Source organism: Roseateles agri, assembly GCF_034043675.1.
Taxonomy (GTDB): domain Bacteria; phylum Pseudomonadota; class Gammaproteobacteria; order Burkholderiales; family Burkholderiaceae_C; genus KK5.
In genome coordinates this window covers 215637-241814 of record NZ_JAXCLA010000001.1, presented here as the reverse complement: position 1 = coordinate 241814, position 26178 = coordinate 215637, and the positions used below count along the sequence as shown (strand labels likewise).

The 26178-nt window shown below is 69.2% G+C and carries 21 protein-coding genes and 1 pseudogene; 5 read left to right on the top strand and 17 right to left on the bottom strand.

Going from position 1 to position 26178, the window contains the following annotated elements; translation table 11 throughout:
• Positions 1 to 43: 43 nt before the first annotated feature.
• Positions 44 to 859: an N-acyl amino acid synthase FeeM domain-containing protein gene (locus SNE35_RS01100; protein ID WP_320420913.1), complete on the top strand. Its 816-nt coding sequence runs from the start codon at positions 44 to 46 to the stop codon at positions 857 to 859.
• Positions 860 to 863: 4 nt separating this feature from the next.
• Here SNE35_RS01100 and SNE35_RS01095 read toward each other — a convergent pair whose 3' ends face one another.
• The 3 genes from SNE35_RS01095 to SNE35_RS01085 all read right to left on the bottom strand — a co-directional run bounded on the left by SNE35_RS01095 (position 864) and on the right by SNE35_RS01085 (position 7543).
• On the bottom strand, positions 864 to 3851 hold the full coding sequence (locus tag SNE35_RS01095) for a putative bifunctional diguanylate cyclase/phosphodiesterase (protein WP_320420912.1): 2988 nt from the start codon (positions 3849 to 3851) through the stop codon (positions 864 to 866).
• A gap of 184 nt (positions 3852 to 4035) precedes the next feature.
• Positions 4036 to 5760: an ABC transporter ATP-binding protein gene (locus tag SNE35_RS01090; RefSeq protein WP_320421591.1), complete on the bottom strand. Its 1725-nt coding sequence runs from the start codon at positions 5758 to 5760 to the stop codon at positions 4036 to 4038.
• 31 nt (positions 5761 to 5791) lie between these two features.
• Positions 5792 to 7543, bottom strand: coding sequence for an ABC transporter ATP-binding protein (locus tag SNE35_RS01085; protein ID WP_320420911.1), 1752 nt, complete (start codon positions 7541 to 7543; stop codon positions 5792 to 5794).
• Positions 7544 to 7667: 124 nt separating this feature from the next.
• Between SNE35_RS01085 and SNE35_RS01080 the strand changes: the two genes are divergently transcribed.
• Complete coding sequence (locus SNE35_RS01080) at positions 7668 to 8117, top strand: DUF4148 domain-containing protein (protein WP_320420910.1); 450 nt, start codon at positions 7668 to 7670, stop codon at positions 8115 to 8117.
• Between the two features lie 152 nt (positions 8118 to 8269).
• Positions 8270 to 8965, top strand: a pseudogene (gene aqpZ, locus SNE35_RS01075) (aquaporin Z); the annotation flags it as partial.
• On the opposite strand, the gene SNE35_RS01070 reads toward aqpZ, so the two are convergent.
• From SNE35_RS01070 to dusB, 7 genes are read right to left on the bottom strand one after another with little or no spacing between them, the layout of a single operon-like run.
• The gene (locus SNE35_RS01070) at positions 8943 to 9557 is read right to left on the bottom strand and encodes a LysE family transporter (RefSeq protein WP_320420907.1); all 615 of its coding nucleotides are present in this window, start codon (positions 9555 to 9557) and stop codon (positions 8943 to 8945) included. The pseudogene aqpZ and the gene SNE35_RS01070 sit on opposite strands and share 23 nt — an antisense overlap.
• Positions 9558 to 9569: 12 nt before the next feature.
• The gene (gene ruvC / locus SNE35_RS01065; protein WP_320420906.1) at positions 9570 to 10130 is read right to left on the bottom strand and encodes a crossover junction endodeoxyribonuclease RuvC; all 561 of its coding nucleotides are present in this window, start codon (positions 10128 to 10130) and stop codon (positions 9570 to 9572) included.
• Positions 10130 to 11137, bottom strand: coding sequence for a phosphatidate cytidylyltransferase (locus SNE35_RS01060; protein ID WP_320420905.1), 1008 nt, complete (start codon positions 11135 to 11137; stop codon positions 10130 to 10132). The genes ruvC and SNE35_RS01060 overlap by 1 nt, the downstream gene beginning before the upstream one ends.
• On the bottom strand, positions 11134 to 11766 hold the full coding sequence (locus tag SNE35_RS01055; protein WP_320420904.1) for a lysophospholipid acyltransferase family protein: 633 nt from the start codon (positions 11764 to 11766) through the stop codon (positions 11134 to 11136). Before SNE35_RS01055 ends, SNE35_RS01060 begins: the two co-directional genes overlap by 4 nt.
• Positions 11767 to 11776: 10 nt before the next feature.
• Positions 11777 to 13357 (bottom strand): bifunctional phosphoribosylaminoimidazolecarboxamide formyltransferase/IMP cyclohydrolase, encoded by a 1581-nt coding sequence (purH, locus tag SNE35_RS01050; protein ID WP_320420903.1) that lies wholly within the window; start codon positions 13355 to 13357, stop codon positions 11777 to 11779.
• A 4-nt stretch (positions 13358 to 13361) separates the two neighbouring features.
• Positions 13362 to 13595: a Fis family transcriptional regulator gene (locus SNE35_RS01045; protein WP_320420902.1), complete on the bottom strand. Its 234-nt coding sequence runs from the start codon at positions 13593 to 13595 to the stop codon at positions 13362 to 13364.
• Positions 13592 to 14641, bottom strand: a complete 1050-nt coding sequence (gene dusB, locus SNE35_RS01040; protein WP_320420901.1) for a tRNA dihydrouridine synthase DusB — start codon at positions 14639 to 14641, stop codon at positions 13592 to 13594. Before dusB ends, SNE35_RS01045 begins: the two co-directional genes overlap by 4 nt.
• A 107-nt stretch (positions 14642 to 14748) precedes the next feature.
• On the opposite strand from dusB, the gene SNE35_RS01035 reads away from it, so the two are divergent.
• The gene (locus SNE35_RS01035) at positions 14749 to 15228 is read left to right on the top strand and encodes a YqaA family protein (protein ID WP_320420899.1); all 480 of its coding nucleotides are present in this window, start codon (positions 14749 to 14751) and stop codon (positions 15226 to 15228) included.
• 40 nt (positions 15229 to 15268) lie between these two features.
• Entirely contained in the window at positions 15269 to 16765 is a 1497-nt protein-coding gene (locus SNE35_RS01030; protein ID WP_320420898.1) for a carboxypeptidase M32, read from the top strand.
• Between the two features lie 18 nt (positions 16766 to 16783).
• On the opposite strand, the gene SNE35_RS01025 is transcribed toward SNE35_RS01030, so the two are convergent.
• From SNE35_RS01025 to imuA, 7 genes are all read right to left on the bottom strand, one after another.
• The gene (locus tag SNE35_RS01025) at positions 16784 to 17401 is read right to left on the bottom strand and encodes a PEP-CTERM sorting domain-containing protein (protein ID WP_320420896.1); all 618 of its coding nucleotides are present in this window, start codon (positions 17399 to 17401) and stop codon (positions 16784 to 16786) included.
• A gap of 115 nt (positions 17402 to 17516) precedes the next feature.
• Complete coding sequence (locus tag SNE35_RS01020; protein ID WP_320420895.1) at positions 17517 to 18851, bottom strand: chloride channel protein; 1335 nt, start codon at positions 18849 to 18851, stop codon at positions 17517 to 17519.
• A gap of 44 nt (positions 18852 to 18895) precedes the next feature.
• The gene (locus tag SNE35_RS01015) at positions 18896 to 20113 is read right to left on the bottom strand and encodes a nucleotide disphospho-sugar-binding domain-containing protein (protein ID WP_320420893.1); all 1218 of its coding nucleotides are present in this window, start codon (positions 20111 to 20113) and stop codon (positions 18896 to 18898) included.
• A 1-nt stretch (position 20114) separates the two neighbouring features.
• Positions 20115 to 20891, bottom strand: coding sequence for a substrate-binding periplasmic protein (locus tag SNE35_RS01010; protein ID WP_320420892.1), 777 nt, complete (start codon positions 20889 to 20891; stop codon positions 20115 to 20117).
• A 36-nt stretch (positions 20892 to 20927) separates the two neighbouring features.
• Complete coding sequence (locus SNE35_RS01005; protein ID WP_320420891.1) at positions 20928 to 24119, bottom strand: error-prone DNA polymerase; 3192 nt, start codon at positions 24117 to 24119, stop codon at positions 20928 to 20930.
• Entirely contained in the window at positions 24116 to 25441 is a 1326-nt protein-coding gene (locus tag SNE35_RS01000) for a Y-family DNA polymerase (RefSeq protein ID WP_320420889.1), read from the bottom strand. The genes SNE35_RS01005 and SNE35_RS01000 overlap by 4 nt, the downstream gene beginning before the upstream one ends.
• On the bottom strand, positions 25401 to 26150 hold the full coding sequence (gene imuA, locus SNE35_RS00995; RefSeq protein ID WP_320420887.1) for a translesion DNA synthesis-associated protein ImuA: 750 nt from the start codon (positions 26148 to 26150) through the stop codon (positions 25401 to 25403). The genes SNE35_RS01000 and imuA overlap by 41 nt, the downstream gene beginning before the upstream one ends.
• Positions 26151 to 26178: the final 28 nt, after the last annotated feature.

Genomic DNA, 26178 nt, shown 5'->3' with positions numbered 1-26178 from the left:
CTCACACCTCGTTACATAGCCACCGCTAACAACGAGGAATCCAATGAATCTGTTGGGAACGCAGAGCGAGCTGGACGAAGAGACCGCCGCGAAACTGCACAATCGCCTGCCCTTCCGTATCAGCGTCGCAACGCGGGCCGACATGGACTCTGTGGCCCGGCTCCGCACCGCCTCTTACGGACGTCATCTGCCCGAGCTGGGCGAGCGCCTCGCGCAGGCGGAGCCGGCCGATTTCGAGGCGGGCTGCGAAGTGCTGGTGGCCACCTCCAAGCTGGACGGCAGCCTGCTGGGCACGCTGCGCATCCACTCGAACGTGCTGAAGCCGTTGCCGCTTGAGGCCTCGGTCGACCTGTCCTCGCGCTACGAGGGCAGCCGGATGGCGGAGGCCACGCGCCTGTGCATCAAGAGCAGCACGGCGTCCTCGCTGGTGCGCAGCGCGCTGTTCAAGGCCTTCTACTTCTACTGCGCCGAGCAGCAGATCGACTGGATGCTGGCCGTCGGTCGCCGGCCGGTGGACCGGCTCTACGACGCGCTGCTGTTCAGCGACGTCGGCGAGGCGGGCCGCTACACGCCGATGGCCCACGTCGGCAACCTGCCGCACCGGGCGATGAGCCTGGCGACCGCCTCGGTCGAGCCCTCGTGGATGCGTGCAGGCCATGCGCTGTACGGCTTCTTCTTCCTGACCGAGCATGCCGACATCGACCTGAGCGGCGCCAAATCGCTGGAAGACCTGGAGCAGTCGAAGCGCGTCGCCGTGCCGATGGCCCCTGCCGCACATCCGCACCTGACCTTGGCTGCGAACAACAGCCTGAACTACCAGTTCCTGTCGGTACCCATGCCGACGGCTGCCGCGGCTTGAGTCTTCAATGAAGCAGTGAAGCCGGTGCGAGGCCCGGCGCTGTGCGCTGCTCGTTCTGCAGCGGCAGGCTGGCCTGATCGCCGGTCTGCAACTGCTTGACGAAGGCCAGCACGTCCGCGTCCTCGATGAAGTCCACCGCCGATGAGGCGGCCAGGATTCGCTCCGGCATCACCGGCCGGCTGATCGCGTAGCCCTGCGCGTAGTCCACGCCGGCAGCCACCAGCGCGCGGAGTGCGGGCAGGTTCTCCGCATACTCGCCGATCGACTTCATGCCCAGGCTGCGCACCAGGCCGCCGAGTGCCGACAGGATCGCCATGCCGGCCGGGTTGCTGGCCGCGTCGCGGACCAGCGAGCCGTCCAGCTTCAGCGCGTCGACGCTGAGGCCCTTCAGGTAGCCGAACGAGGAGTAGCCGGCGCCGAAGTCGTCCAGCGCCACCTTGACGCCGAGATCCCGCGCGCGGGCGATGAAGCGCTGCATGTGCAGCATGTCGGTCAGCGCCACCGTCTCGGTGATCTCGATGCAGATGCGCGCGACCGCGTCCTTGTGGTACTCGAACAGCTTGAACAGTTCCTCGACGAAGGACTCGTCGTTCAGCGAACTGCCCGAGAGGTTGACGCCGATGAACTGCGTGCGGGTCAGGCGCGGGGCATGGGCCTCGATCCAGGCGATCGTCGTCGCGACGACCCAGCGGTCGATGATGGCCGTCTTGCCGTGCGCCTCGGCCGCCTCGATGATCACCTGCGCCGGGATCAGCTCGCCGTTGGGCTTGCGCATGCGCAGCAGCACCTCGAAGTTCAGCGACTCGTAGGGCGCGTTGATCGACAGCTCCGGCTGCATCATCAGGAACAGGCCGGTCGGCGTCTCGCCGCGCTCCAGGCAGTCGATCAGCGCCAACTCTTCCTTGTGATGCTTGAAGAAGGTGTCGCCCCCCTCCATCACGACGAGGCGCTGAGTCGGCCGCTTCTTGGCCATACGGCACAAGGTATCCGCCGACGACACGATCTCCTTCAGCGCCGACGCGTCGCCGAGGCTCTCCGCCGCCACCAGACCGCCGGAGATGCTCAGCGTGAAGCGGTGCTGCTCGATCTGGAACGGCGCGGCGGCAATCAGCGCGCAGATGTTCTCGCAGCGCTGCGAAGCCTCGGCGATCGAGGCGTAGGGGAAGGCGACGACGAACTCGTCGCCACCCACGCGTGCCAGCAGGTCGCGCGGGCCCATCTGGCTGCGGATCCGCTCGCAGGCCTGCTTGAGCACCGCGTCGCCGGCGGCGTGGCCGTACAGGTCGTTGATCAGCTTGAAGCGGTCGAGGTCGAAATAGGCCAGCGTCTTCGGCGGGCGCTGCGAGCGCTCGAACTTGCGCGACAGGCCGCGCAAGTTCAGGCAGTCGGTCAGCGGATCGTGGTTGACCAGGAACTCCAGCCGCGAGGTCGCGCGCACGCGCTCGGTGATGTCCTGCAGCGAACCTTCGAACACGCGGCCATCGGCCGTGGAGGCCTTGATGGCGAACCAGCAGTCGGAATCTTCCACCGCCACCTGCGGTCGCAAGCTGCGCAGTGCCAGCGGCCGGGCCTGCAGGTCCAGCGAAGCCGGCGCGGCCAACGCGTGCAGCATCAGGAATTCGCCGACGACATCGTCGCCGAAGGCATCGGCCAAGCGCAGGCCCTCGATGTTCTCGGGCAGCTCCAGCATCGCCTTGAAGGCGGGGTTGGCGCGGACGATGTGCTCGCCGTCGCGCACGGTGAACAGGCCGATCGGCGAGTCGTCGTAGGCGGCCTTCAGCGTGCGCTGGGCCTGCTCTCGCTCCATCCGGTCGGCGCGCATGTGCTCGGCCACGGCGGCGGTGGCCAGCAGCGCCGAGGCGATCGCCGCGGTCACGCTGTTCAGCCCGGCCAGCAGCGCGCGGTGGCCCAGCGAGGCAGCCAGCACCTCGCTCAAGGAGCCGGCCAGCGTGACGATCAGCGAGAGCGCATACCAGATGCCGTGGCGCGAGCGCAACCGGCTCAAGAACACGTACATATAGGGCACCCACAGCGCGATCAGCGCGGCCGAGCAGACCCAGACGATCGGCAGCATCTGCTCGTAGCTCAGCAGCACGCACAGCGGCAGCAGCGCCAGCGACAGCAGCTTGTGCATCTTCAGCATCCAGCCGCTGCCCACGCTGATGAGCTCCTTGCGGAACAGCATGCTGAACACGTTGGCGGTGCTGATCATGTAGAGGAACACCGTCCACTGCCGCATCGGTGTCAGCACCTCCGCCGGCAGCACGAGGCCGAACAGCTGGCCGTCCGAGCCCTCTGACAACAGCGCCATCCGCAGGCTGATGAACATCCAGCCGACGAAGGCCCAGTACATGCCGCTGCCGTTGATCGCCGCCGTCAGCGCGATCGACAGGGCCAGCACGCCCAGGCCCACCTCCAAGGTGAGCGCGGTGCGCCGGAAGCCGTCCTGCGCCCGCGCCAAAGCCGGTGCCGTCCAGACCTGCGCGGAGATCTTGGCCGGGCCGCGGAAGTCGGAGCGGCAGATGAAGTCGGCCTCGCGCTGCGTGCCGTCGAAGGCGAGCGCGAAGCCGCCGCGGACCGTGTCGATGATGCCGTCGGCCGGATGATCCCGGTCGACCGAGCCGAGGCTCTGGCCGTTCGTGCGGTCCCAGCAGCTCAGGTTGACCGCATGGCGGGAGGGCAGTTCCAGCCGCCAGCCGGCGCTCTTCACGGGCGCCAGCGCGTGCCCGCCGAACCAGAACGTGTTGGTGGACAGGTGCGTCTCGACGCTGGCGCGCTCCTCGATCGCCACCAGCTTCTCGGTGGCCTGGGCGGGCGTCGTCGTGGCCTGGGGGGTCGCGTCTTCCCAGACCTCCAGCGGCAGCGTCGTGCCGTGCTGGCTGTCGGACCGGCTCAAATGCCAGATCCCGGCCATTGCGGCCACGGCCAGCACGGCGGCCGGCATGATCCGGACCACCGCGTTATTGATGAATTTCTCGACGACTCGACGCACTCAGGGGCTCCTGCAAGTCAGCCCAGTGAAGGCGCTTCTCGCTTATCTCCCCCTTATAGGGGATGGCCCAGGAACCGGGCAAGAACTTGTGCCTGGCGCACTGCCCAAGCGTGAAATGCTTCACCGACTGCCAGGCCCAACCGTTGCGCCCGGCCGAAAGCGGGCACCGGGCTTGCCACAGAGCTTACTCGTCTATTGCTTCAAGCGATTGAAGCTGGACGAGGCGCTGGTAGAGCCCGCCTTCGTGCGCCATCAGCGCCGCATGCGTGCCGCGTTCGACCAGGCGGCCGTGGTTCAGCACGACGATCTGGTCCGCGTCGCGGATGGTCGAGAGGCGGTGCGCGATGGCCACGATCGTGACCCGGCCGCGCAGCGCCTGCAGCGCTTCGCTCAGCACCCGCTCGGTGGCGCTGTCGATGTTGGACGTGGCCTCGTCGAGGAACAGCAGTCGCGGCTCGCCGGCCAGCGCCCGGGCCATCGCGATCAGCTGCTTCTGGCCCGTCGAGACCCGTGCGCCGCCTTCGCCCAGCAGCGTGTCGTAGCCCTGTGGCAGGGCCGACAGGAACTCGTCGATGCGTGCGGCCTTCGCCGCGGCGACGATGCGCTCCTCGGGGATCGCCCGGCCCATGGCGATGTTCTCTCGCGCGCTGGCCGCCATCAGGTAGGGCTCCTGCGGCACCAGGCCCACGGCGGCGCGGAAGGCGGCGTCGGGGATCGTCGCCAGCGGCCGGCCGTCGATCGCGATGCGGCCCTGCTGCGCCGTGTAGAAGCGCAGCAGCAGGGACATCAGCGTGGACTTGCCGCTGCCCGTGTGGCCGACGATGCCGGTGAAGCTGCCGGCGGGCATGTCCAGGGTCAGGCCGTGCAGCACCGGATGCGCCGGGTCGTAGCCGAAGTCCAGCGCCTCGATGTCGATGCGGCCCGCGGCGACCTCGCCACCCGACGCCGTGGTGTCCGCCGGCGCCTGCTCCTGAAGCAGCGTGCGCACGCGCGAGGCCGCCACCATCGACTGCTGCAGCTGCCCGAACTGCAGCGTGATCTGGATCAGCGGCTCGACGACGCGGGCGATGTAGCTGAGGAAGGCATACAGCAGGCCGATCTCCAGGCCCGACAGGTCGCGCCGGCCGAAGCCGTAGATCACCGTCACCAGCAGCAGCACGTTCAGCAGGTCCAGCGCCGGCCGCAGCAGCCAGGCATTGGCACGCAGCTCGGCCAGGCGCGAGTGGAAGTGCGCCTGGTTCGTGCGGCCGAAGCGCTCGCCGAAGCGCGGTGCCGCGCCGGCCGCCTGCAGCACAGCCATGCCGGCGATGCTCTCGGCCATCTGCGCATTGATGTCGCTGCGCAGCTGGCGCTGCAACTGCACCGCCGGTGCGCTCCAGCGCTGGTACAGCGTGATGATGGCCAGCATCGCCGGCACCAGCAGCGCGACGATCAGCATCAGCCGCCAGTCCAACCAGGCCATCGCCGTCATCGAGCCCAGCACGACGATGCCCGAGTCCAGCATCACGTACAGCACCTGGCGGTACAGCATGTTGACCGCCTCGGTGTCGTTGGTCACGCGGCTGACCAACTGGCCGGTGATCGTCTTGTCGAAGAAGGCCATCGGCAGGCCCATCACGTGGGCATAGACCCGCTCGCGCAGGCGCAGCACCGAGCGCCGCGCGATGCCCGCCATGCGCGCCAGCTGCGCATAGCGGATCCAGCTGGCCGACCAGCCGCACAGCAGCAGGGTGCCGAGCAGCAGCGCCATCGCCTGTGCGTCGAAGTGCTGCGGCAGCAGGTAGGTGTCGATGTAGTGCTTGCCGATGATGGGCCCCATCGCCTCCATGCCGGCGGCCGCGCACAGCCACAAGAAGCCGCGCACGAGGCGTGGCCGCTCGGGCGCGGCCGATTCCATCAGCAGGCCCATCGCCTCCCAGGGGCGGGCCTCCTGGCGCGTTTCAGAGGGCTTCAATGGAGGCCTCCAGTTGTTGATAGCGCCACTGCTGCGCGTACCAGCCAGCCTGCTCGACGAGCTCCTCATGGCGGCCCTGCTCGACGATGCACCCGCCACGCAGCACGACGATGTGATCGGCCTCCATCACCGCGCTGAGGCGGTGGCTGACGATGACGACGCTGCGCTCCGTCCGCGCGGCGCGCAGCTCGCGCAGGTGGTCGAGGATCTGCGTCTCGGTGCCGGTGTCCACGGCCGACAGCGCGTCGTCCAGCAGCAGGATGGGCGCTTCGGACAGCAGCGCGCGGGCGATCGCCACCCGCTGCCGTTGCCCGCCGGACAAAGTCACGCCCCGCTCGCCGACCTCGGTCTCGTAGCCCTGCGGCAGGCGGCGGATGTCGTCGTCGACGGCGGCCAGCCGTGCCGCCTGCTCGATCTCCGCACGGCTGGCCCCGGGCCGGGCCAGCGCGATGTTCTCGGCCACCGAGGCGGAGAACAGGAAGGGCTCCTGCGGCACCCAGGCGATCGCCGTGCGCAGCGAGGCGAGCGCGAATTCGGGCAAGGGCCTGCCGTCGATCAAGACCTGACCCTGGCTGGGCTCGAACTGGCGCAGCAGCAGGCGCAGCAAGGTGGACTTGCCGGCGCCGGTCGGCCCGACGATGCCCAGGGTCTGGCCGGGATGCAGGGCCAGCGTCAGCGCCTTGAGGGCCGGCGTCGCCGCCTCCGGGTAGGCGAAGCCGAGTCCTTCGAAGCGGATCGCGGGCCGCGCCGGCAGGGTGGCCGTGCCGTGATCTTCCAGCGTCAGCGGCGCGTCGAGCAGTGGCGACAGCCGCTCCCACGCTGCCTTGCCGCGCTCCAGCAGCGACAGTACCCAGCCGGCTGCGAACATCGGCCAGATCAGCTGGCCCAGGTACATCGTGAACGAGGTCAGCTGGCCGATGCTCAGCTGCGAATGCGCCACCAGCCAGCCACCGAAGCCCAGCGCGATCGCCATGCCCAGGCCCAGGGTCATGCCGACGGCGGGCTCGTAGGCCGCCTCCCAGCGCTGCGCGCGGAAGCTCGCCTCCGCCGCGCTGGCGGCCCGTTCGCTGAACTGCTGCGCATTGCGCTCCACCAGCCCTAGCGCGCGGACCGTGCGCACGCCGGCCAGGCCTTCCTGCACATGCTGGTTCATGTCCGAGAAGCGCGCCAGCGAACTCTGCCAGGCGAGGTGCACATGGTCGGAGATCTTCCAGAACGCGAAGGCCATCAAGGGGAAGGGCAGCAGCGCGGCCAGGCCCAGGCGCCAGTCGACGCCCAAGGTCATCATCGCCAGCACCAGCAGCAGGGTCAGCGAGCCATCGAAGGCGGCCAGCAGCGCATCGCCGGCGGCCATCTCGATCGCATCGATGTCGTTGGTGGCCAGGGCCATCAGGTCGCCGGTGCGGCGGGCCTGGAAGAAGGCGGGGCCTTGCAGCGTGAGGCGCGCGTAGAGCTGCGTGCGCAGCTCGCGGCCCAGGCTGTACGAGGCGGCGAACAGCGCCATCCGCCAGCCCACGCGCAGCAGGTAGATCGACAGGCCCGCGCCGGCCAGCAGCGCCAGTTGCTGCAGCAGTGCCGGGCCTTGCAGCCTGCCGGCGGCCAGGCCATCGACGACCTGGCCGACCTGGCGCGGAATCCACACCGTCAGCAGCGCGATCGCGGCCAGCATCACGGCGGCCGAGCCATAGGCGCGCCAGCGGCGGCGCACGAAGCCGGCCAGCATCCGGGTCAGGGTCATGGGGGAGGGTTCCTTGAGCGAGCGGCGATTCTATGGAGGCAAGGTCCACTGTTGACGATTCCTGAATGCTCAGTTCGACGCCGCCTAGTGTTTTCCCTAGGCCTCGGTCTATACAGTTCATTCCATGGACGAAGCGCTGACAAACGCCAGGCTCGGGACCACGAAACAACCAAAGTCTCACGCAAAGGAATCCATCATGAAGACCCTGACCATTTTTGCTGCTGCCCTGCTGTCCGCCGGCGTCGTGTTCGCCGATGCCGCTTCCGCCGATACCGGCAAGACCCGCGCCGAAGTCGTGGCCGAATTGGCCGCCGCCCGCGCCAACGGTGACCTGGCCGCGCTGAACAGCGACCAGCCGAGCTTCTTCCTCCGCGCCCCGGCCGCTCAAGCGAATGCACGTGACGTGGCCGCTGCACCGGCCGCACAAGGCAAGACCCGCGCCCAAGTCGTGGCCGAGTTGCGCGAAGCGCAAAAGAGCGGTGAGTTCGCTGCGATCAACAGCGAAGACCCGACCGCGATGCAGCGCTTCGCCGAAAAGCAAGCCGCGAAGAAGGCTGAAACGCTGGCTGAATAAGTTCACCCGCTGAAACCCCTGACGGGGGAGGCTCGAAAGAGCCTCCCCCGTTTGCTTTGTTCGGCGCCAAGTCTTGCCCCTAACTTGAAGTCGGATCAGGGTTCGTCCGTCCCTAGCATCGCCTCTCCTTTTCACTCTCTCGAAGAAAGCAGCTCATGCAGAAGTACGGTGCGGAATTTCTGGGCACTTTTTGGCTCGTGTTGGGCGGCTGCGGCAGCGCGGTGCTGGCGGCGGCCTTTCCCCATGTGGGCATCGGCCTGCTGGGTGTATCGCTGGCCTTCGGCCTGACGGTGCTGACGATGGCCTTCGCGATCGGCCACATCTCGGGCTGCCATCTGAACCCCGCCGTCTCGGTAGGCCTGTGGGTCGGCGGCCGCTTCCCCGGCAGCCAGTTGCTGCCCTACATCGTCGCGCAGGTGCTGGGTGGCCTCGCGGCAGGTGCCGTGCTGCTGCTGATCGCCAGCGGCAAGGCCGGCTTCGACGTGACGGCAGGCTTCGCCTCGAACGGCTACGGCGAACACTCGCCGGGCGGCTACTCGATGCTGGCTGCGGCCGTCTGCGAGGTCGTGATGACCGCCTTCTTCCTGATCGTGATCATGGGCGCCACCGACAAGCGCGCGCCGGCCGGCTTCGCGCCGATCGCCATTGGCCTGGCGCTGACCCTGATCCACCTGATCAGCATCCCGGTCACCAACACCTCGGTGAATCCGGCGCGCAGCACCGGCGTGGCCTTCTTCGCTGGCGGCTGGGCGATCGAGCAGCTGTGGCTGTTCTGGGTGGCGCCGATCGTCGGCGCGGTGCTGGGCGCGGGTGCGTACCGCGCGATCAGCGGGACAGAGCGAGCTTGAGCCCGAAGCCGATCAGCATCGTGCCGGCGATCTTCTCCAGCACCCGCGTGATCCGCGGGTTCTGCTTGAGTCGCTCGGCCAGCCGGTGCGTCAGCAGGGTGACGATCAGGCCGTAGGCGAAGGTCAGCGCGGCGATCGTCGCCGCCATGGCCGCGAACGTGGACAGGCCCGGGTGCCGGGCCGGGTCCACGAACAGCGGGAAGAAGGCCATGTAGAACACGATGGCCTTCGGATTCAGCAGCGTGATCACCAAGGCCTGCTTGAAGTAGTGGCGCGGCTTGATCACCAGCACCGGCGCGTCGCCGGGCTTGGCGAACAGCATCCGCAGGCCCAGCCAGGCGAGATAGCCGGCACCGAGCCACTGCACCGCCGCGAAGGCGGTGGGATAGGCCGCCAGCAGCGCCGCCACGCCGGCGACGGCGGTCCACATCAGCACCTGATCACCGGCGATCAATCCCAGCGTGGCAGCGAGGCCGCCCTTGATGCCGCCCTTGCCGGTTGACGAGATCAGCGCCAGGTTGCCCGGGCCGGGAATCAGCAGGAAGACGATGACGGCGGCCACGAAGGCGCCGTAGTCGGAAATGCCGAACATGGTGGGTGCTCCTCAGTAGGTGCGGCCGCCGCGGAACTGGGCGTGCTGCTTGCGCTGCAGCGTCGTCGAGCGGCTCATCGCTTCGAAGGATACGCGCGCATGGGCGTGCATGACGGCCAGGCCCAGCGCATCGGCCGCGTCCTTGCCCGGCAGGCCGGGCAGCGAGAGCAGGCGTTGCACCATCGCCTGCACCTGCTCCTTCTTCGCGTGGCCGTGGCCGACGATGGCCTTCTTCATCTGCAGGGCGGTGTACTCGGACACGGCCAGGTCGCAGGAGACCAGCGCGGTGAGTGCCGCGCCGCGGGCCTGGCCCAGCAGCAAGGTCGATTGCGGGTTCACGTTGACGAACACGATCTCCACCGCCGCGCACTGCGGCTGGTAGCGCGCCGTCACCTCGCGGATGCCGTCGAACAGGATCTTCAGCCGGCCGGGCAGGTCGCCGATCTCGGCGCGACCCTCGCCGCCGGAGGTGCGGATCGTGCCGCTGGCGACGTAGCTCATCCGCGGGCCGTCGGCGTCGATGACGCCGAAGCCCGTCGTCTGCAGACCGGGATCGATGCCGAGGATGCGCATCAGAGATTCACCTTGAAATACCAGCGGACGGAGTGGAAGAACACGGGCGCAGCGAAGCACATGACGGCCGCGCGATCCAGCAGGCCGATCGCGCCGGTGATCGAGCTGCGGTTGCCCCAGTAGATCACGCCGGCGTCCCGCTTGAGCGCCTTCATCACCAGCCCGCCCAAGGTGCCGGCACCGGCGGCAACCACGGCCATCACCAGCGCCTGGCCGACCTTGAACGGCGTGATCCAGTACAGCAGCATGCCCGTGATTGCCGCGGCCAGCAGGCCCAGCCACCAGGCTCGCAGCGAGAAGCTGCGGCTGATCCGCCGCGCCACCGGCCGGCTGCGCACCGAGCGGCTCGCCACCTCCTGCACGATCTGGCCGACGCCGACCACCATCACCAGGAAGAACAGCAGGAAGGCGCCGCGGCCCTCGTAGCCCTTGAAGTCCAGCAGCAGCAGGGCCGGCGCATGCGACAGGCCGTAGACGCAGACCATGATGCCCCACTGGATCTTGGCGTTGCGCTCCAGGTAGCGCTTCGGGTCGCCGGCCAGCGCCGAGGCCACCGGGATCGCCACGAAGCCGTAGACCGGGATCAGCACGCTGAACAGGTCGAAGCGCCGCGTGCCGACCAGCAGGTACTGCAACGGCAGCACGACGAAGAAGGCCAGGATCAGGCTGCGGTGGTCGGCACGCACCGTGTGCATCAGCGTGATGAACTCGCGCAGGATCAGGAAGGAGAACACGCCGAACAGCAGGGTCGAGCCGATCGGACCCGAGACCCAGGCGACCCAGAACATGATCGAGCCGACCCACAGGGCCCTCAGGTCACGGCTGAACTGGCGCCAGTTATCGTCGCGGCGCTTGTCGGGTTCGCGGTCCTTCAGCGAATACACCAGCCCGCCGAGGCTGATCAAGGCCAGCAGCCCGAACAGGATCGCAAACAACAGTGACACCTGCTGGTTCGCGCTCAGCGCAGCGAGGCCGCGGAAGAAATTGATGATCGGCGCGGTGTTCATGCCGGCTCCGTCATCGGGCGCTGCGCCAGCACGGCCTGGCGGGCGCGGTCGAGGAAGGCGCGCTTGTCCTCGCCGGGCGCGAGCTTCAGCGGCTCGCCGAAGGTCACCGTGCACAGGATGGGCACCGGCACGACCTCGCCCTTGGGCATCACGCGCTGCACGTTGTCGATCCAGGTCGGGATCAGCTCGACCTCGGGAAACTGCTGCGCCAGGTGGTAGAGCCCGGCCTTGAAGGCCTGCGGCTCGCCCTTGTTGGAGCGCGTGCCCTCGGGAAAGATCACCAGCGAGTAGCCGCCCGCCAACGCGTCCACCAGCGGCTCCAGCGGGTCTTCATCGGGCGTCGTGCGGGTGCGGCTGACGTAGACCGCGTTGAACACGGCCGCGGTGAGCCAGCCCTTGAGCTTGCTGCTGGTCCAGTAGTCGCGCGCCGCGATCGGGCGCGTGGTGACGCGCAGTTCGCGCGGCAGCGCGGCCCAGATCAGGACCCAGTCGAAATGGCTCTGGTGATTGGCGAAGTAGATGCGCTGCTGCGCGGTGGGCGGGCAACCCTTCCAGTGACCTTGCGCGCCGGTGATCAGGCGCGCAAGGCTGGCGAGGACGAGACCCGTCGCGTCGGCGGCATAGGACATGCCGCGATTATCAGTGTCGGAAGTGACGGACGCCCGTGAGGACCATCGCGATGCCGCGCTCGTCGGCGGCCTTGATGACTTCGTCGTCGCGCATCGAGCCGCCCGGCTGGATCACGCTGGTGGCGCCGGCATCGGCCAGCACGTCGAGGCCGTCGCGGAACGGGAAGAAGGCGTCGCTGGCGACGGCCGTGCCCTTCAGCGACAGGCTGGCGTGCTCGGCCTTGATGCTGGCGATGCGGGCGGAGTCGAGGCGGCTCATCTGGCCGGCGCCCACGCCCATCGTCATGCCGTTCGCGCAGAAGACGATGGCATTGCTCTTGACGTACTGCGCCACGGTCCAGGCGAACATCAGGTCATCGAGCTGCTGGGCGGTGGGCTGCAGCTTGGTGACGATCTTCAGGTCCTCGCGCTTGAGGAAGTGGTTGTCGGCGCTCTGGATCAGGATGCCGGAGCCGACGCGCTTGCTGTCCTGCGCGTTGCGGCCCTGCTGCCACGGCGTCGTTCCACCTGCCGGCAGGTCGATCTGCATCAGGCGCACATTGACCTTGGGCGCGAAGATCGCCAGCGCCTCGGCCGTGAAGCCCGGTGCCATCAGCACCTCGACGAACTGCTTGACGACCAGCTCGGCCGCTGCCTTGTCCACCACGCGGTTGAAGGCAATGATGCCGCCGAAGGCGCTGGTCGGATCGGTCTTGAAGGCCTTGGCATAGCTCTCCGCGGCATCGACGCCGACGGCCACGCCGCAGGGGTTCGCATGCTTGACGATCACGCAGGCCGGCACGTCGAAGCTCTTCACGCACTCCCAGGCCGCATCGGCATCGGCGATGTTGTTGTAGCTCAGCTCCTTGCCCTGCAGCTGCTTGCCGGTGACGAGCGAGCCGGGGGCGGGGAACAGGTCGCGGTACAGCGCGGCGCTCTGGTGCGAGTTCTCGCCGTAGCGCAGGTCTTGCACCTTGACGAAGCTGCTGTTCATCTGCGCGGGGAAGGCGTTGTGCGTGCCGTCCTCGTTGATCGCGCTCAGGTAGTTGCTGATAGCGGCGTCGTACTGGGCGATGCGGTTGAAGGCGGCGACCGAGCAGGCGAAGCGTGTCTTGTCGCTGGTCTTGCCGGCGGTCTTCAGCTCTTCCAGCACCTGGGCGTACTGCGACGCGTCGGTCAGCACCGTCACGTCCTTCCAGTTCTTGGCTGCGCTGCGGACCATCGCCGGGCCGCCGATGTCGATGTTCTCGATCGCGTCTTCCAGCGTGCAGCCGGGCTTGGCGACGGTGGCTTCGAAGGGGTAGAGGTTGACGGCCAGGATGTCGATCGTGTCGATGCCGTGCTTGTCGATCGCGGCGACGTGCTCCGGCAGGTCGCGGCGGGCCAGCAGGCCGCCATGGATCTTCGGGTGCAGCGTCTTGACGCGGCCGTCCAGCATCTCCGGGAAGCCGGTGTGCTCGGCCACCTCGGTGACCGGCAGGCCGGCATCGGCCAGCAGCTTGGCCGTGCCGCCGGTGGACAGCAGGCGCACCTTCAGCGCGTGCAGTGCCTGGGCGAATTCGACGATGCCGGTCTTGTCTGAGACGGAGATGAGTGCGGTCAGTTGAGTCATGGCGTTAGAGCAGTTTGTGTTCGGTCAGCTTGCGGCGCAGCGTGTTGCGGTTGATGCCCAGCCATTCGGCAGCCTTGCTCTGGTTGCCCTGGGCCTTGGCCATCACGACTTCCAGCAGCGGCTTCTCGACCGTGCTGATCAGCATCTCGTGCATCGAATGGGGGTCTTCGCCGTCGAGGTCGCGGAAGTAGACCTCGAGGTTCTCGCGAACGCATTGGTCGATCGGTTTCGGTGTCATGCCTGTTCTTCTTGTTCGATGAGTTCGTCGTCGTTGGCGGCCGCCACCGGCAGCCGCTCATGCTGGTCGGCCAGCGCGTCGAACCAGCCGGTCAGCGCGCGGACCTGGTCCTGCGTGCTCTCCAGCAGGTTCATGCGCTGGCGGAAGGCCTCGCCGCCCGGCAGGCCGCGCACGGCCCAGCCGATGTGCTTGCGCGCGCTGCGCATGCCGGTCAGCTCGCCGTAGAGGCTGTAGTGGTCGTGCAGGTGCTCGACCAGCCAGTCGCGCGCCTCGCGCACGCTGGGGGCGGGCAGGTCCTCGCCGGTGGCGAGGTAGTGCGCGATCTCGCGGAAGATCCACGGCCGGCCCTGCGCGGCGCGGCCGATCATCACGGCATCGGCGCCGGTGCGCGCCAGCACCTCGCGGGCCTTGCGCGGCGAGTCGATGTCACCATTGGCCACCACGGGAATGGCCAGCGCGGCCTTCACCGCGGCGATGGTGTCGTACTCGGCACTGCCCTTGTAGCCCTGCTCGCGCGTGCGGCCGTGCACGGTGACCATGGCCACGCCGGCGTCCTGCGCAGCGCGTGCCAGGCGCACGGCGTTCTTCTCGGTCTCGCACCAGCCGGTGCGCATCTTCAGGGTCACCGGCACATTGCCGGCCGCCTCGACGACGGCGGAGACGATCTCGATCGCCAGCGGCTCGTCCTGCATCAGCGCCGAGCCCGCCCACTTGTTGCAGACCTTCTTGGCCGGGCAGCCCATGTTGATGTCGATGATCTGCGCGCCGCGCTCGATGTTGTAGGTCGTGGCCTCGGCCATCATCTGCGCATCGGTGCCGGCGATCTGCACGGCGATCGGGCCCGGCTCGCCCTCGTGGTTGGCTCGGCGCGAGGTCTTCAGGCTGTGCCAGAGATCCTTGCGCGAGGTCACCATCTCGCTGACCGCATAGCCCGCGCCCAGGCGCCGGCACAGCTGCCGGAACGGGCGATCGGTGACGCCGGCCATCGGTGCGACGAACAGCGGGTTCGGCAGCAGGTAGGGGCCGATTCGGACGGGCGAGGGCATGGAAGCGAGGGGGAGCGCAGAGGAGAGCGAGAGCGAAGTGCGTGCTCAAAAAAGAGGCAGAAGTATACCTGCGCATCGCGTCAGCTAGCGATGTCTATGATGTTCCGATGGAAGCGTGGTTGAGCTCGATGATCCAGAGCCTGATGGCGGCCTTGGCGCTGCCGCAGGTGGGCCTCTCCAGCCTGTTCGTGGTGGCCCTGGTGTCGGCCACGCTGCTGCCGCTGGGCTCGGAGCCGATGGTGCTGCTGCTGGTGAAGGCCAACCCCGAGCTGTTCTGGCCGGCCGTGTTCGTGGCCACCGCCGGCAACACGATCGGCGGCGCGATCAGCTGGTGGATGGGCTACGGCGTGGAGCGCGCCTACGAGCACGCTACGCATCACAAGCCGCCCAACGCGCGGGCGCTGGCTTGGCTGCAGCGCTTCGGGGCGAAGGCCTGCCTGCTCTCCTGGCTGCCGCTGGTGGGCGATCCGCTGTGCGCGGTGGCGGGCTGGCTGCGCTTGCCGTTCTGGCCCTGCGTCGCCTACATGGCGATCGGCAAGTTCCTGCGCTACGTGGCGATGACCGCGGGCCTGCTCTGGGTGTTCTGACTTCCGTCAGCCTGCGCGGGCCGGGTCCACAATGCCGCGCATGACAAACGCAACGCCTGCCTACGCCGCGCTCGCGCGCACCTGGAACCGCCTGCACCGCCTCTCGCACCTGCGCGACATCGCCAGCTGGGACGAAGCCGCGCTGATGCCACCCAAGGGCGGCGAGGCGCGCTCGCAGGCGCTGGCCGAGATGGACGGCCTGCTGCACGAGCTGATCACCGACCCGGCGCTGAAGACGCAGCTCGCTGCCGCCGCGGCCGAATCACTGGCCGAGGACGAGCGCGCCAACCTGCGCGAGATGCAGCGCGCCTGGAATGCGTCGAACGCGCTGCCCCAAGCGCTGGTCGAGGCCCGTACCTTGGCCAACGCGCGCTGCGAGCAGGCCTGGCGCCGCCAGCGTCCGGCCAACGACTGGGCCGGCTACCTGGAGAACCTGCGCGAGGTCGTGCGCCTGGCGCGCGAGGAGGCGCACTGCCTGGCCGAGGGCTCGGGCCTGTCGCCCTACGACGCGCTGATGGACCGCTACGAGCCCGGCATGCGCTCCGCCGAGGTCGACCGCGTGTTCGGCGACCTGCGCCAGTGGCTGCCGGATCTGATCCGCCGCGTGCAGCAGAAGCAGGCCGGCGAGACGGTGCTGGAGCCGCAGGGCCCGTTCGCGAAGTCCGCGCAGCAGGCGCTGGGCACCGATGCGATGCGCCTGCTGGGCTTCGACTTCGAGGCTGGCCGCATGGACGAGAGCGCGCACCCCTTCTGCGGCGGCGTGCCCGAGGACGTGCGCATGACCACGCGCTACCGCGAGGACAGCTTCTTGCCCGCGCTGATGGGCGTGATCCACGAGACCGGCCACGGCCGCTACGAGCAGAACCTGCCACGCGAGTGGCTGGGCCAGCCGATGGCGCGCGCCCGCTCGATGGGCCTGCACGAGAGCCAGAGCCTCAGCTTCGAGATGCAGCTGGGCAGCCACCCGGCCTTCGCCCCGCTGTTGCAGCCGCTGCTGGTGCGGCACTTCGGCATGCAGCCCGCCTTCGAGCCGGCCAACGTCCATCGCCTGCTGACCCGCGTGCAGCCGGGCCTGATCCGCGTGGACGCCGACGAGGTCACCTACCCCGCCCACGTGATCCTGCGCTACGAGATCGAGCGCGCGCTGATCGAGGGCCAGATCGAATGCGAGGACATCCCCGCGCTGTGGGACGAGAAGATGATGGCCCTGCTGGGCCTGGACACGCGCGGCAACTACAAGGACGGTTGCATGCAGGACGTCCACTGGGGCGCCGGCCTGATCGGCTACTTCCCCTGCTACACGCTGGGTGCGATGTACGCGGCGCAATGGTTCGCCGCGATGCGGCGCGAGAACCCGGCGCTCGACGCGCAGATCGCCGCCGGCAATCTGGCCCCGGTGTTCGGCTGGCTGAAGGACCGGATCTGGAGCCAGGGCAGCCGCTGGGAGACGCCGGAACTGGCGCGCCGGGCCAGCGGTGAAAACTCGCTGAACCCGGCGCATTTCCGCGCCCATCTGGAGGCGCGTTACCTCGGCTGATGAATCTCGGTTGACGAATCAGCGCGGCTGGCGGCGGCGCTTCATCGCGGCCACGACCAGCAGGCCGGCGCCCAGCATGGCGTAGCTCTGCGGTTCAGGCACGGCCGAGACGCTCGTCAGCGAGACGGCGTCCAGCGAGCTGCCCAGGCCGTCGCTGGTGCCGGTGGCCCAGAGCTTCAGCGTGGTCTGCGTGGCGGTGGCCTGGAAAGTGGTGGTGAACAGGTTCCACTGGTTGTCGCCGCTGGTGTTCTGGGCCAGGGTCGGCGCGACACCGCTGACATTGCCGAAGCTCCAGGCCAGGCCGTTGGTCGACACATCGGTGCCGGCGCGGTTGGAGTATTCGAAGCTCAGCGTGTACCACTGGCCGATCACGGTGCCGACGGTCTGGCTGATCAAGCTGTTGCCGGCGGTGTCGAGTTCGGCGAAGTTGTTGCCGTCGAAGGCGGTGCCGACGACGTTGTTGCGCAGTTCGAGGCCGGCGCTGGCGGTGCTCCAGCCCTGCGGGCTCATGCTGGTGATCCAGGAGTCGGCGCCGACGCTGTCGCCATCGAAACTGCCATTGCTGAGCAGATTGGCCGGGGCGGCCAGGGCCAGCAGCGGGGTGGCGAGCAGGGTGGCGGCGAGAAGCTTTTTCATCGGGTTTCCAGGGCTTGGCAGCGATGCCGGTTGCGATGGAAACCATTGTTTTGGAGATGGCGCTAGCTGGCATCCCCGAGGAGCGAGGGGTTCGTGGCCCCATCCGTGCAGCAGATCACGGTGCGTGGGTTTGCAGCTTCTGCAACTGCGCGCGCGACAGCGCACCGTACAGCGGCACGCAGATCCAGCGCGAGATCAGGCTCGCGCCCAGCGCGGCAGCCATCAGGCTCAGCACCATCTGGTGGCCGTCCACCATCTCCATGACGATGATGAAGGAGGTCATCGGCGCCTGCGTCACCGCGGCGAGGAAGCCGGCCATGCCCAGCGCGATCAGCGGCGTCGAGCCGGTCATATGCGTCAGCAGCGCGATGTCGTGGCCGAGGCCGGCACCGATCGCCAGCGAGGGCGCGAAGATGCCGCCCGGCACGCCGGACCACACGGCCAGCCAGGTGGCGACGATGCGCAGCGTGACGTACAGCAGCGGCGTGCTGCTCTGGCCTTCGACGAGGCTGCGCGTGGTGTCGTAGCCGCTGCCGAAGGTGGTGCCGCCGCTGGCCAGGCCCAGCAGTGCGATGGCCAAGCCGCAGGCCGCGGCGAAGCGCACCGGATGGCGCGCGCGCAGGGCGCTGAAGCGGTCGCGTCCGCCGACGATGCTGGCGTGCAGCAGCCGCGCGAAGCCGCCGCCGAGCAGACCGCAGGCGACGATCACCAGCAGGCCCGGCAGCAGGAAGCCGCAGTCCAGCGCGGACACGCGGATCACGCCGAAGTAGGACGCGTTGCCGAACACGGCCACGGCCATCAGGCCGGCCAGCACGATGGCCCCGATGACCAGGCCGCTGGAGCGCTGCTCGATGCGGTTCGTCAACTCCTCGATCGCAAACATCACGCCGGCCAGCGGCGCATTGAAGGCGGCGGCAATGCCGGCCGCGCCGCCGGCCACCAGCAGGCCGTGCTCGTTGATGGCCGAGCGGGCCGGCAGCCAGCGCCGCGCGTCGTGCATGATGCCGGCCGCGATCTGCACCGACGGCCCCTCGCGGCCGATCGCCAGGCCGCCGAGCAGGCCACCCGCCGTCATCAGGAGCTTGGCCGCGCTCAGGCGCAACGAGACGAAGCGCGAGCGCTGCTCCGGCGCGAGGCCGGTGTTCAACGCGCTCATCACCTGCGGAATGCCCGAGCCCGAGGCGCCGGGAAACCAGCGCAAGGTCAGCCAGGCCATGCCCGCCGTCCAGGCCGGCGTCCAGACCAGCGGCGCCAGCGGCTGCCAGTGCCGCAGCAGGTCGAAGCCGGCCAGCGCGTGCTCGGACAGCCAGGTGAACGCGACGACCGCGAGACCCGCCGTCACCGCATAGACCAGCACGACGGCGCGGGCCAGCCACTGGCGCCAGTCGGACAGATCCTGGCGCATCTCGGTCAGGAAGTCGGGTTGCTGCTGCGGATCGTTCGGGTTCATGGATCGTCGGGGGAGCGTACGAACCTATATTTGAACAAATGAATTCAGGATCGCGAAAGCAGCGCCTCGAATTCGTTCACCATCCGCGTCGTTTGCCCGGCGTGCGAGAAGCCGCGGTAGCGCGCCGCGAAGGCGACGGCGTTCTCGCGCATCCGTCCGTCGTCCAGCAGCCGGCCGAGCGTGGCGGCCATCGGCAACGGGCGGGGCAGCTCGGCCGCGTTGATCGCCGCGCCGGTGCGCGCCGCGGCCACGCGCGCCATCACCGCCTGCTCGGCCTGCATCGGCAGCAGCAGCAGGGGCACGCCGGCCAGCAGGCCCTGGGCCAAGGTGGCTTCGCCGGCGTGGCAGACGATCAGGTCGCTGTCGGGCAGCACCGCGCCGAGGCTGACCGGCCGGGCCGCGTAGTGCAGCAGCGGCGAGCGCAGCGGCGGCGGCTTGCCGGCCGCCACCTCGGGCAGGTAGCAGATCACGCGGCAGCCCTTGTCGACCAGCGCCTGCAGCCAGGCGGCGTGGTCGGGGTGGCCGGACTTCAGGTAGGCGAACACGCGCGGCCCGGTGCCCGCGGGCCAGGCGGGGCGCTCGCCCTTGTCGGCATCGGCGAGGAAGGTTGGGCCGAACCAGCCTTGCGCGGCGCTTTCGGGCCGCCCGTAGTGGTCCAGCTCGGGCCAGGTGCACAGCAGCGGGCGGTCGCCGGTGTAGAGCTCGTGGAGCCGCCCCAGCGGCGGCTTGCCGTGGGCGGCCAGCACCGCATTGGCGTTCGCCAGGACCAGCCGCTCGGTGTCCAGCAGGCGCTGCGTCGGGATGTTCAGCTCGGGCCGGATGCTGGGCAGCGGCGTGGTGTCCGGCGGCATGTAGAAACCGATGCCCATCGTCGCGCAGGGGATGCCGGCGATGCGGGCGGCCAGCACGGCGCTGGGCGCGTAGTCGGCCACCAGCACCTGGCTGCCGCTCAGGCGGATCGCGGCGAGCCAGCCCTCGACCAGCGCGCGCGCATGCGCGGCCAGCAGCCAGCCCTGGCTCAGCAGGATCTCCGGCAAGCTGGCCAGCGGCTGCGGCAGGCCGCGGGTCTGGTGCTGCCAGTGCGGCGCCTGCAGGCGCGGCGTGCCCTGCAGGTCCTGCAGGATCTCGGCGGGCTGGACCAGGTCGCGCAGCACCAGCAAGGTCTCGTGGCCGCGCCGCTGCAGTTCCTGCGCCAACGGCTTGATGCGGGCGGCGTGGCCGAGGCCGTCACCGAGTTCCCAGCCCATCAGGAATTTCGCCATATCAGGGTCGGGGTTGGTAGTTGCGTTGCAGGCGCTGCAGTTCGCCATGGTCGCCGAGCCGCTTGATCGCCTGCAGCACGCGCTCGCCCGGGAAGCCCGCGCGCCGGGTCAGCGCGCAGCGCGTCGGTTCGCTGACCAGGGTCATGCCGATGTTGATGCGGGCCCGGGGATTGTTGCGCAGGAACCAGTTCAGCGACTGCGCGCCGACGATGCCGAAATCGCCGCGGCCCATCAGCAGCCGGCGCAGCATGGCTTCCTCGGTGACGGCGTCGCTGCGCTCCCACAGGTGTTCGGCGAAGCCCTGGGCCAGCTCCGGCGGCTTCGGGTATTCGAAGCCCAGCAGCGTCACGACGGTGGCGCCGTGCATCTGCTGCCACAGCTGCGGCGCCGGCCGCGGCGCGGCGCTGACGACGTACTGCGGGTTGCTGTTGACCGGCACGCTCCATTGCAGCCTCGGCTGCAGCCGCGCGGGCAGCCATTCGGGCAGGGTGTCGCAATAGAGATCGGCCTGGTCGTGCTCGAAGGCCTCGGCGACACGGTTGCGCGGCATGACGACGAGCTTCAGCGGCATCTCGGATTCGCGGGCGATCCGCTCGCCCAGGTCCTTCAGCAGGCCGGCCTCGACCTGGTCGTCCCGGATCTCGGCCAGCGGCATCGCGGCGCTGGACAGGATCAGCATGCGCAGCGGCGCCGCTGCCTCGGCCGCGCTCGACCGGCCGGCCAGCAAGGTGGCGACGGCGAACAGCAGCAACGACGACAGCGGGCGGCGCAAGGGCATGTCCACCATCATGGCATGCCAAGGTAACAACTTGCGTCAGTGGAAGTTGCGGCTCTCCGTCGTCAGCCGACCCAGCAGTGGGGTCAGGTCGTGCATGCGCCGGGCCAGCAGGTTCTTGACGCCGCCGTCGCCGTGCTGCCAGACGCCCTGCACGGCCAGCAGGCGCGATCGCAGGATGGTGCTGCGGTACTCGGCGAACACGGCGGGCCAGACGATCACCTGGACGCTGCCGGTCTCGTCCTCCAGCGAGATGAAGATCGTGCCCTTGGCCGTCTGCGGCTGCTGGCGCACGGTGACGATGCCACAGGCCTTGGCGATGCGGCCGCGCGGCCAGTCCGCCAGCTGCGCGGCGTTCAGCAGGCCCTGGCGCGCCAGGCGCTCGCGCAGGATCGCCAGCGGGTGGCTGCGCAAGGTCAGGCCCAGCGAGGCGTAGTCCCACAGCACCTCCTCGCTCTCGGGCGCCGCAGGCAGGTCCAGGGTCTCCTCCTCGGCCGAGGCGCCGTGCAGCAGCGGTGGCATCGCGCGCAGCGCCGAGGCCTGCCAGACCTGCTGGCGGCGGTGGCCGGCCAGGCTCGCCAGCGCATCGGCGGCGGCCAGCTGTTGCATGTCGCGCTGGTCGAGCCCCGCGCGCAGAGCCAGGTCTTGCGGGCTGGCGAAGGGGCGTTCCTGGCGGGCTGCGGCGATGCGTTCGGCCGCCTCGCGGCCGAGCCCGCCGACGAGGTGCAGGCCCAGGCGCACGGCGGGCTGTTCCTGCGGGCCGGCGCCTTCGCGCGGCTCCAGCTTGCTGAGCGCATCGCTGAGGCTGACGTCGGCGGGCCGCACCTCGACCTTGCCCTTGCGCTGCGCGTCCTGCACCAGCTGGCTGGGTGTGTAGAAGCCCAGCGGCTGGGAGTTCAGCAGGGCGCAGAGGAAGATGGCGGGCTCGTGCTTCTTGAGCCAGCAACTGGCATAGGTGAGCAGGGCGAAGCTGGCGGCGTGGGATTCCGGGAAACCGTAGGAGGCGAAGCCCTTGATCTGGCGAAAGATCGCCTCGGCAAAGGTGTCGTCGTAGCCGTTTTTGCGCATGCCCTCGACGATCTTGGCGTGGAAGCGGGCCAGGTCTCCGGGGCGTTTCCAGGCTGCCATTGCGCGACGCAGTTGGTCGGCCTCGCCGGCGGTGAAATCGGCGGCGATCATCGCCACCTGCATCACCTGCTCCTGGAAGATGGGGACGCCGAAGGTGCGCTTCAGCGCTTCGTCCAGGCCTTTGGGGTAGGTGATCGTCTCGCCGCGGCGGGCGCGTTCGCGTTGCTTCAGGTAGGGATGCACCATGCCGCCCTCGATCGGGCCGGGGCGCACGATGGCTACCTCGACCACAAGGTCGTAAAAGCGCTCGGGCCGGAGCCGCGGCAGCATCGACATCTGGGCGCGCGATTCGATCTGGAACACGCCGACCGTGTCGGCCTCGCAGATCATCTGGTACGTCGGCGTGTCGTTAGGTGGAATGGTCGCCAGCTCGATCGGCTTGCCACGCAGCGCCTCGTAGAAATCGAAGGACCGCCGCAGCGCCGAAAGCATGCCCAGCGCCAGCACGTCGACTTTCATCAGGCCCAGCTCGTCCAGGTCGTCCTTGTCCCATTCAACGACGTTGCGTTTCTCCATCGTCGCGTTCTCGATCGGCACCAGGCGCGATAGTGGCCCCTGGGTCAGCACGAAGCCGCCGACGTGCTGGCTCAGGTGGCGCGGCATGCCCATCAATTGCCGTGTCAGGCGCACGAGCTGGTTCAGCTTTAGGTCGTCGACGGGGATGCCCAGTTCGGTTTGCAGCGCCTGCAACCGGTCCGGTGGCAGTGATTCGCTGGACCATTGATGATGGTCGTTCGCCAGCGCCTCGATCAGCGCCTCGTCCATGCCCAGCGCCTTGCCGACGTCGCGGATCGCACTCCGTGATCGGTAGCTGATGACGACGGCGGTCAGCGCCGCACGATCGCGACCATACTTGTCGTACAGATACTGAATCACATCCTCGCGGCGCTCGTGCTCGAAGTCGATGTCGATGTCCGGTGGCTCGTTACGTTCGCGGCTGATGAAACGTTCGAACAGCAGCGTGCTGTGGTCCGGATTCACCGACGTGACATACAGGCAGTAGCAGACGATGCTGTTGGCGGCCGAGCCCCGACCCTGGCAGAGGATCTTGATCGAGCGGGCGTGGGCAACGATGTCCGCGACAGTTAGGAAGTAGTGCTCGTACTGCAGCTCCTCGATCAGCGCCAACTCGTATTCGATCCGCTTGCGCCACTTGTCCGGCACACCGTCGGGCCAGCGTTCGGCCATGCCCTTGTAGGTCAGTCGCCTCAAGTGCGCGGCCGGCGTCGTGCCGGCCGGCACGACCTCGCTGGGGTACTGATACTGGGACTTGATCTCGTCGAGCTTGAAGCTGCAGCGCCCCGCAACGACCAGCGTCTGCTCGCGCAGGTCTTCCGGATAGATCTGCGCCAGTCGCAGTCGGCTGCGCAGGTGGCGTTCGGCATTGGGCTGCAGGTCGAAGCCGCAGTCGGCGATCGGCTTGCCCAGGCGTGTGGCGGTCATCACGTCCTGCAGAGCCTTGCGGGAGCGCAGGTGCATGTGGACGTCGCCGGCGGCCACCAGCGGCAGCGCGGTGGCTTCGGACAGCGCGCGCATCCGGTGCAGCCAGAGCTCGTCGCCCAGTTCCTCCAGCAGCTCGACGGCGATCCAGGCGCGGCCCATGAAGTGCTGCAGCAGCCAGCGCGCGGGCGCCAGCAGTTCGTCATCGCCGGCCTCGCGTGGCAGCACCATCAACACCAGGCAGTCGTCGAACTCGGCCGGGCGGATGTCGCTGGCGCGCAGCAGATAGGTGCCCTTGGGCGCGCTGCAGCGCAGCCGGGTGATGAACTGGCAGAGGTTGCCGTAGCCCTCGAGGTTCTGCGCCAGCACGACGAGTTTGTAGCGCTCCTGATCGGCATCGTCGCGGACCCGGAACTCGCTGCCGATCAGCAGTTGGGGCAGCGGTGGCTCGGCGTCGGGGCCGTGGATCTCCTGGTAGGCGCGACGCATCCGCTGGCCTTGCGCGTAGGCGCGCACGACGCCGGCCAGCGAGCATTCGTCGGTGATCGCCAGCGCCTCGTAGCCGAGTGCGGCGGCACGCTCGAACAGCTCGCCCGGCTCGGACGCGCCGCGCAGGAACGAGAAGGCCGAGAGGCAATGCAGCTCGGCATAGTCAGGGATCATGCATAAACCCCATGCAGGAACCACGCGCCCTCGTCGGCGGGCAGCCGCTGCTGGAACACCCACAGCAGCCCGGCCTGCTCGCTGCGGTAGACGTAGTAGTCGCGCTGGACGTGGGCGTTGGAGCCGTCATCGCGCGCCTGCCACCAGCCTTCCTCGACGCGCTGCGGGCCGGCGACGCGTTGCAGCGCGCCGAGGTAAAGCGGCTGGTCGGCGCGGCTCTCCAGCCGCAGCGGCGGATCGAGCAGCCAGCTCGGCTGCGGGTAGTCGGCCACGCGGGCCGGCGTGCGGGGCTGGGGCGTGCCCGGCCAGGCCTCCCAGCATTGCATCTGCTCGGGCCGGTGGTCTTCCTGCAGGCGGCCGACGCGCACGTTGTCCGGGCCCAGGCGCACGGCGATCCGCTCCAGCACTTGTTGCAGCGGTTCGCGCGCCTGGTCGGGCGACTGCGGCAGCAGGCTCAGGCTGTCCTCGACCAGGGGCATCACCTCGTCGGCAGCGAGGCTGATCTCGTCGACCGGTGCGGCCAGCTCGGTGCGGGCCAGGTGCTCGGACAGCAGGCGCGACAGGTGCCCGAAATCCCGCGTCGTCTCGGCCGTGCGCCAGTGCAGGCTGCCGCGCGCATCGACGTCGCGGGCGCGCATTGCGTCGTGCTGCCAATGCAGGGTCAGCGCGCGCAGGCCGGCATGGCGCGCGGCCAGCCAGGCGCACAGCTGCGCCAGCAAGAGCTGTACGTGATGCAGCAGCACCGGCGCATGCTCGACGCGTTGCGGCAGCTCCAGCCGGGCCGCGAAGGTCTCGGGCGCGATCTCCCACTGGTGCGCCAGTGCGATGTGGCCATGTGCCCGGTCCAGCGCGAGCAGCAGCGCCGGGTCGAAGCGGCGGGCCGAGGCGGCGCGCGGCAGCCGCCGCACTTCGCCGAGCGTGCGGCAACCCAGCCGGGCGAGCATCGGTGCATGCGCCTGCACGGCGCTGAGCGTGTGCAGCGGCAGGGCGTCGAGCAGAGGCGTCAGCGGCCGCGAGAGGCCGTCGCAGATGCTGCCGCGCGCCAGTGCCAGCGCGCCCAGCGCGGTCGGCGCCCAGGCGATGCCGGCCAGCGCCAGCCCGGCCTGCTTCGCGCCGCGCCAGATGCGCTCGTGCAGGCGCGCGGCGCCGCCGAACAGGCGCAGGCTGCCTTGCACCTCCAGCACCACCGCCTCCTCCAGCCGCGCCACGCGCGGGGAGAACTGCAGCGCCCACCAGGCCAGGGCCTGTTGTCGCGCTGCAGCCTGGGCTTCACTGTCATCCTCAGGGGACGGCGAGCGGCTGAGCAGGGCGAGCCAGTGCATGGCTGTGCTCCACGGGATCGAGGGCGGGGGCGGACTGCGGCGCCAGCATCCGCGGCGTCATCACGCGGGCGAGATCGGTGGGCAGCGCGGGCAGGTTCAGCACGCCGTCGAACACCGGCCCGCGCCGCTTCAGGATGCGCAGCTGCAGTGCCCAGTCGACGGCATCCACGGCCAGCCGCAGCGGCGCCGCCGACGACTGGCGCCGTGCCTGCTGCAGCGGCCGGAAGACGAAGACGGGTGCCTCGGTCGACAGCGCATGGGTCTGCAGCCGGCGGATCTGCTCAGGCCGCGCCTGCGGCAGCCAGGCGAGGACGGCTGCAGCGGCGTTCGACTTGATCGCCTGCTCGGCCGCCCAGAGTTGCTGCTGCGGCGTTTCGGCGCGGATCCAGACGAGCTGCTGGGGCGGCAGCCCGCAGGCCTGCAGGCCCGCGAGATGCGGCACGAGCGGCGGGTTGATCAGCAGCAGGGGCTTGCTGGTGCCGGCCCCGCGCAGCGCCGGCGCGAGCAGCCGCCATTCCAGCACCGCCGGCCGCGGCAGCAGGATCTCGCTCAGCCCGCGCGTCGGCCAGCCACCGCCGGGCAGCTCGGCATCGAGCGCCGCGAAGCCGCTCGGCACGCAGGCGCTCGCGCTGCCGCCCAGGCTGCTGGCGCGCCAGACCTGGGCGTGCAGTTCCTCCGGGGCGGGTGGTGTTGTGCAAGGGGAAGACATGGCCAAAATACTGTATGAATAAACAGTA

Bases quoted from the DNA above. Each gene is read 5' to 3' on its own strand.
- SNE35_RS01100 (WP_320420913.1), top strand. From the start codon at position 44: ATGAATCTGTTGGGAACGCAGAGCGAGCTGGACGAAGAGACCGCCGCG.
- SNE35_RS01090 (WP_320421591.1), bottom strand. From the start codon at position 5,760: ATGGGCCTGCTGATGGAATCGGCCGCGCCCGAGCGGCCACGCCTCGTG.
- SNE35_RS01085 (WP_320420911.1), bottom strand. From the start codon at position 7,543: ATGACCCTGACCCGGATGCTGGCCGGCTTCGTGCGCCGCCGCTGGCGC.
- SNE35_RS01080 (WP_320420910.1), top strand. From the start codon at position 7,668: ATGGACGAAGCGCTGACAAACGCCAGGCTCGGGACCACGAAACAACCA.
- SNE35_RS01070 (WP_320420907.1), bottom strand. From the start codon at position 9,557: ATGTTCGGCATTTCCGACTACGGCGCCTTCGTGGCCGCCGTCATCGTC.
- ruvC (WP_320420906.1), bottom strand. From the start codon at position 10,130: ATGCGCATCCTCGGCATCGATCCCGGTCTGCAGACGACGGGCTTCGGC.
- SNE35_RS01060 (WP_320420905.1), bottom strand. From the start codon at position 11,137: ATGAACACCGCGCCGATCATCAATTTCTTCCGCGGCCTCGCTGCGCTG.
- SNE35_RS01055 (WP_320420904.1), bottom strand. From the start codon at position 11,766: ATGTCCTATGCCGCCGACGCGACGGGTCTCGTCCTCGCCAGCCTTGCG.
- purH (WP_320420903.1), bottom strand. From the start codon at position 13,357: ATGACTCAACTGACCGCACTCATCTCCGTCTCAGACAAGACCGGCATC.
- SNE35_RS01045 (WP_320420902.1), bottom strand. From the start codon at position 13,595: ATGACACCGAAACCGATCGACCAATGCGTTCGCGAGAACCTCGAGGTC.
- dusB (WP_320420901.1), bottom strand. From the start codon at position 14,641: ATGCCCTCGCCCGTCCGAATCGGCCCCTACCTGCTGCCGAACCCGCTG.
- SNE35_RS01035 (WP_320420899.1), top strand. From the start codon at position 14,749: ATGGAAGCGTGGTTGAGCTCGATGATCCAGAGCCTGATGGCGGCCTTG.
- SNE35_RS01030 (WP_320420898.1), top strand. From the start codon at position 15,269: ATGACAAACGCAACGCCTGCCTACGCCGCGCTCGCGCGCACCTGGAAC.
- SNE35_RS01025 (WP_320420896.1), bottom strand. From the start codon at position 17,401: ATGAAAAAGCTTCTCGCCGCCACCCTGCTCGCCACCCCGCTGCTGGCC.
- SNE35_RS01020 (WP_320420895.1), bottom strand. From the start codon at position 18,851: ATGAACCCGAACGATCCGCAGCAGCAACCCGACTTCCTGACCGAGATG.
- SNE35_RS01015 (WP_320420893.1), bottom strand. From the start codon at position 20,113: ATGGCGAAATTCCTGATGGGCTGGGAACTCGGTGACGGCCTCGGCCAC.
- SNE35_RS01010 (WP_320420892.1), bottom strand. From the start codon at position 20,891: ATGCCCTTGCGCCGCCCGCTGTCGTCGTTGCTGCTGTTCGCCGTCGCC.
- SNE35_RS01005 (WP_320420891.1), bottom strand. From the start codon at position 24,119: ATGATCCCTGACTATGCCGAGCTGCATTGCCTCTCGGCCTTCTCGTTC.
- SNE35_RS01000 (WP_320420889.1), bottom strand. From the start codon at position 25,441: ATGCACTGGCTCGCCCTGCTCAGCCGCTCGCCGTCCCCTGAGGATGAC.
- imuA (WP_320420887.1), bottom strand. From the start codon at position 26,150: ATGTCTTCCCCTTGCACAACACCACCCGCCCCGGAGGAACTGCACGCC.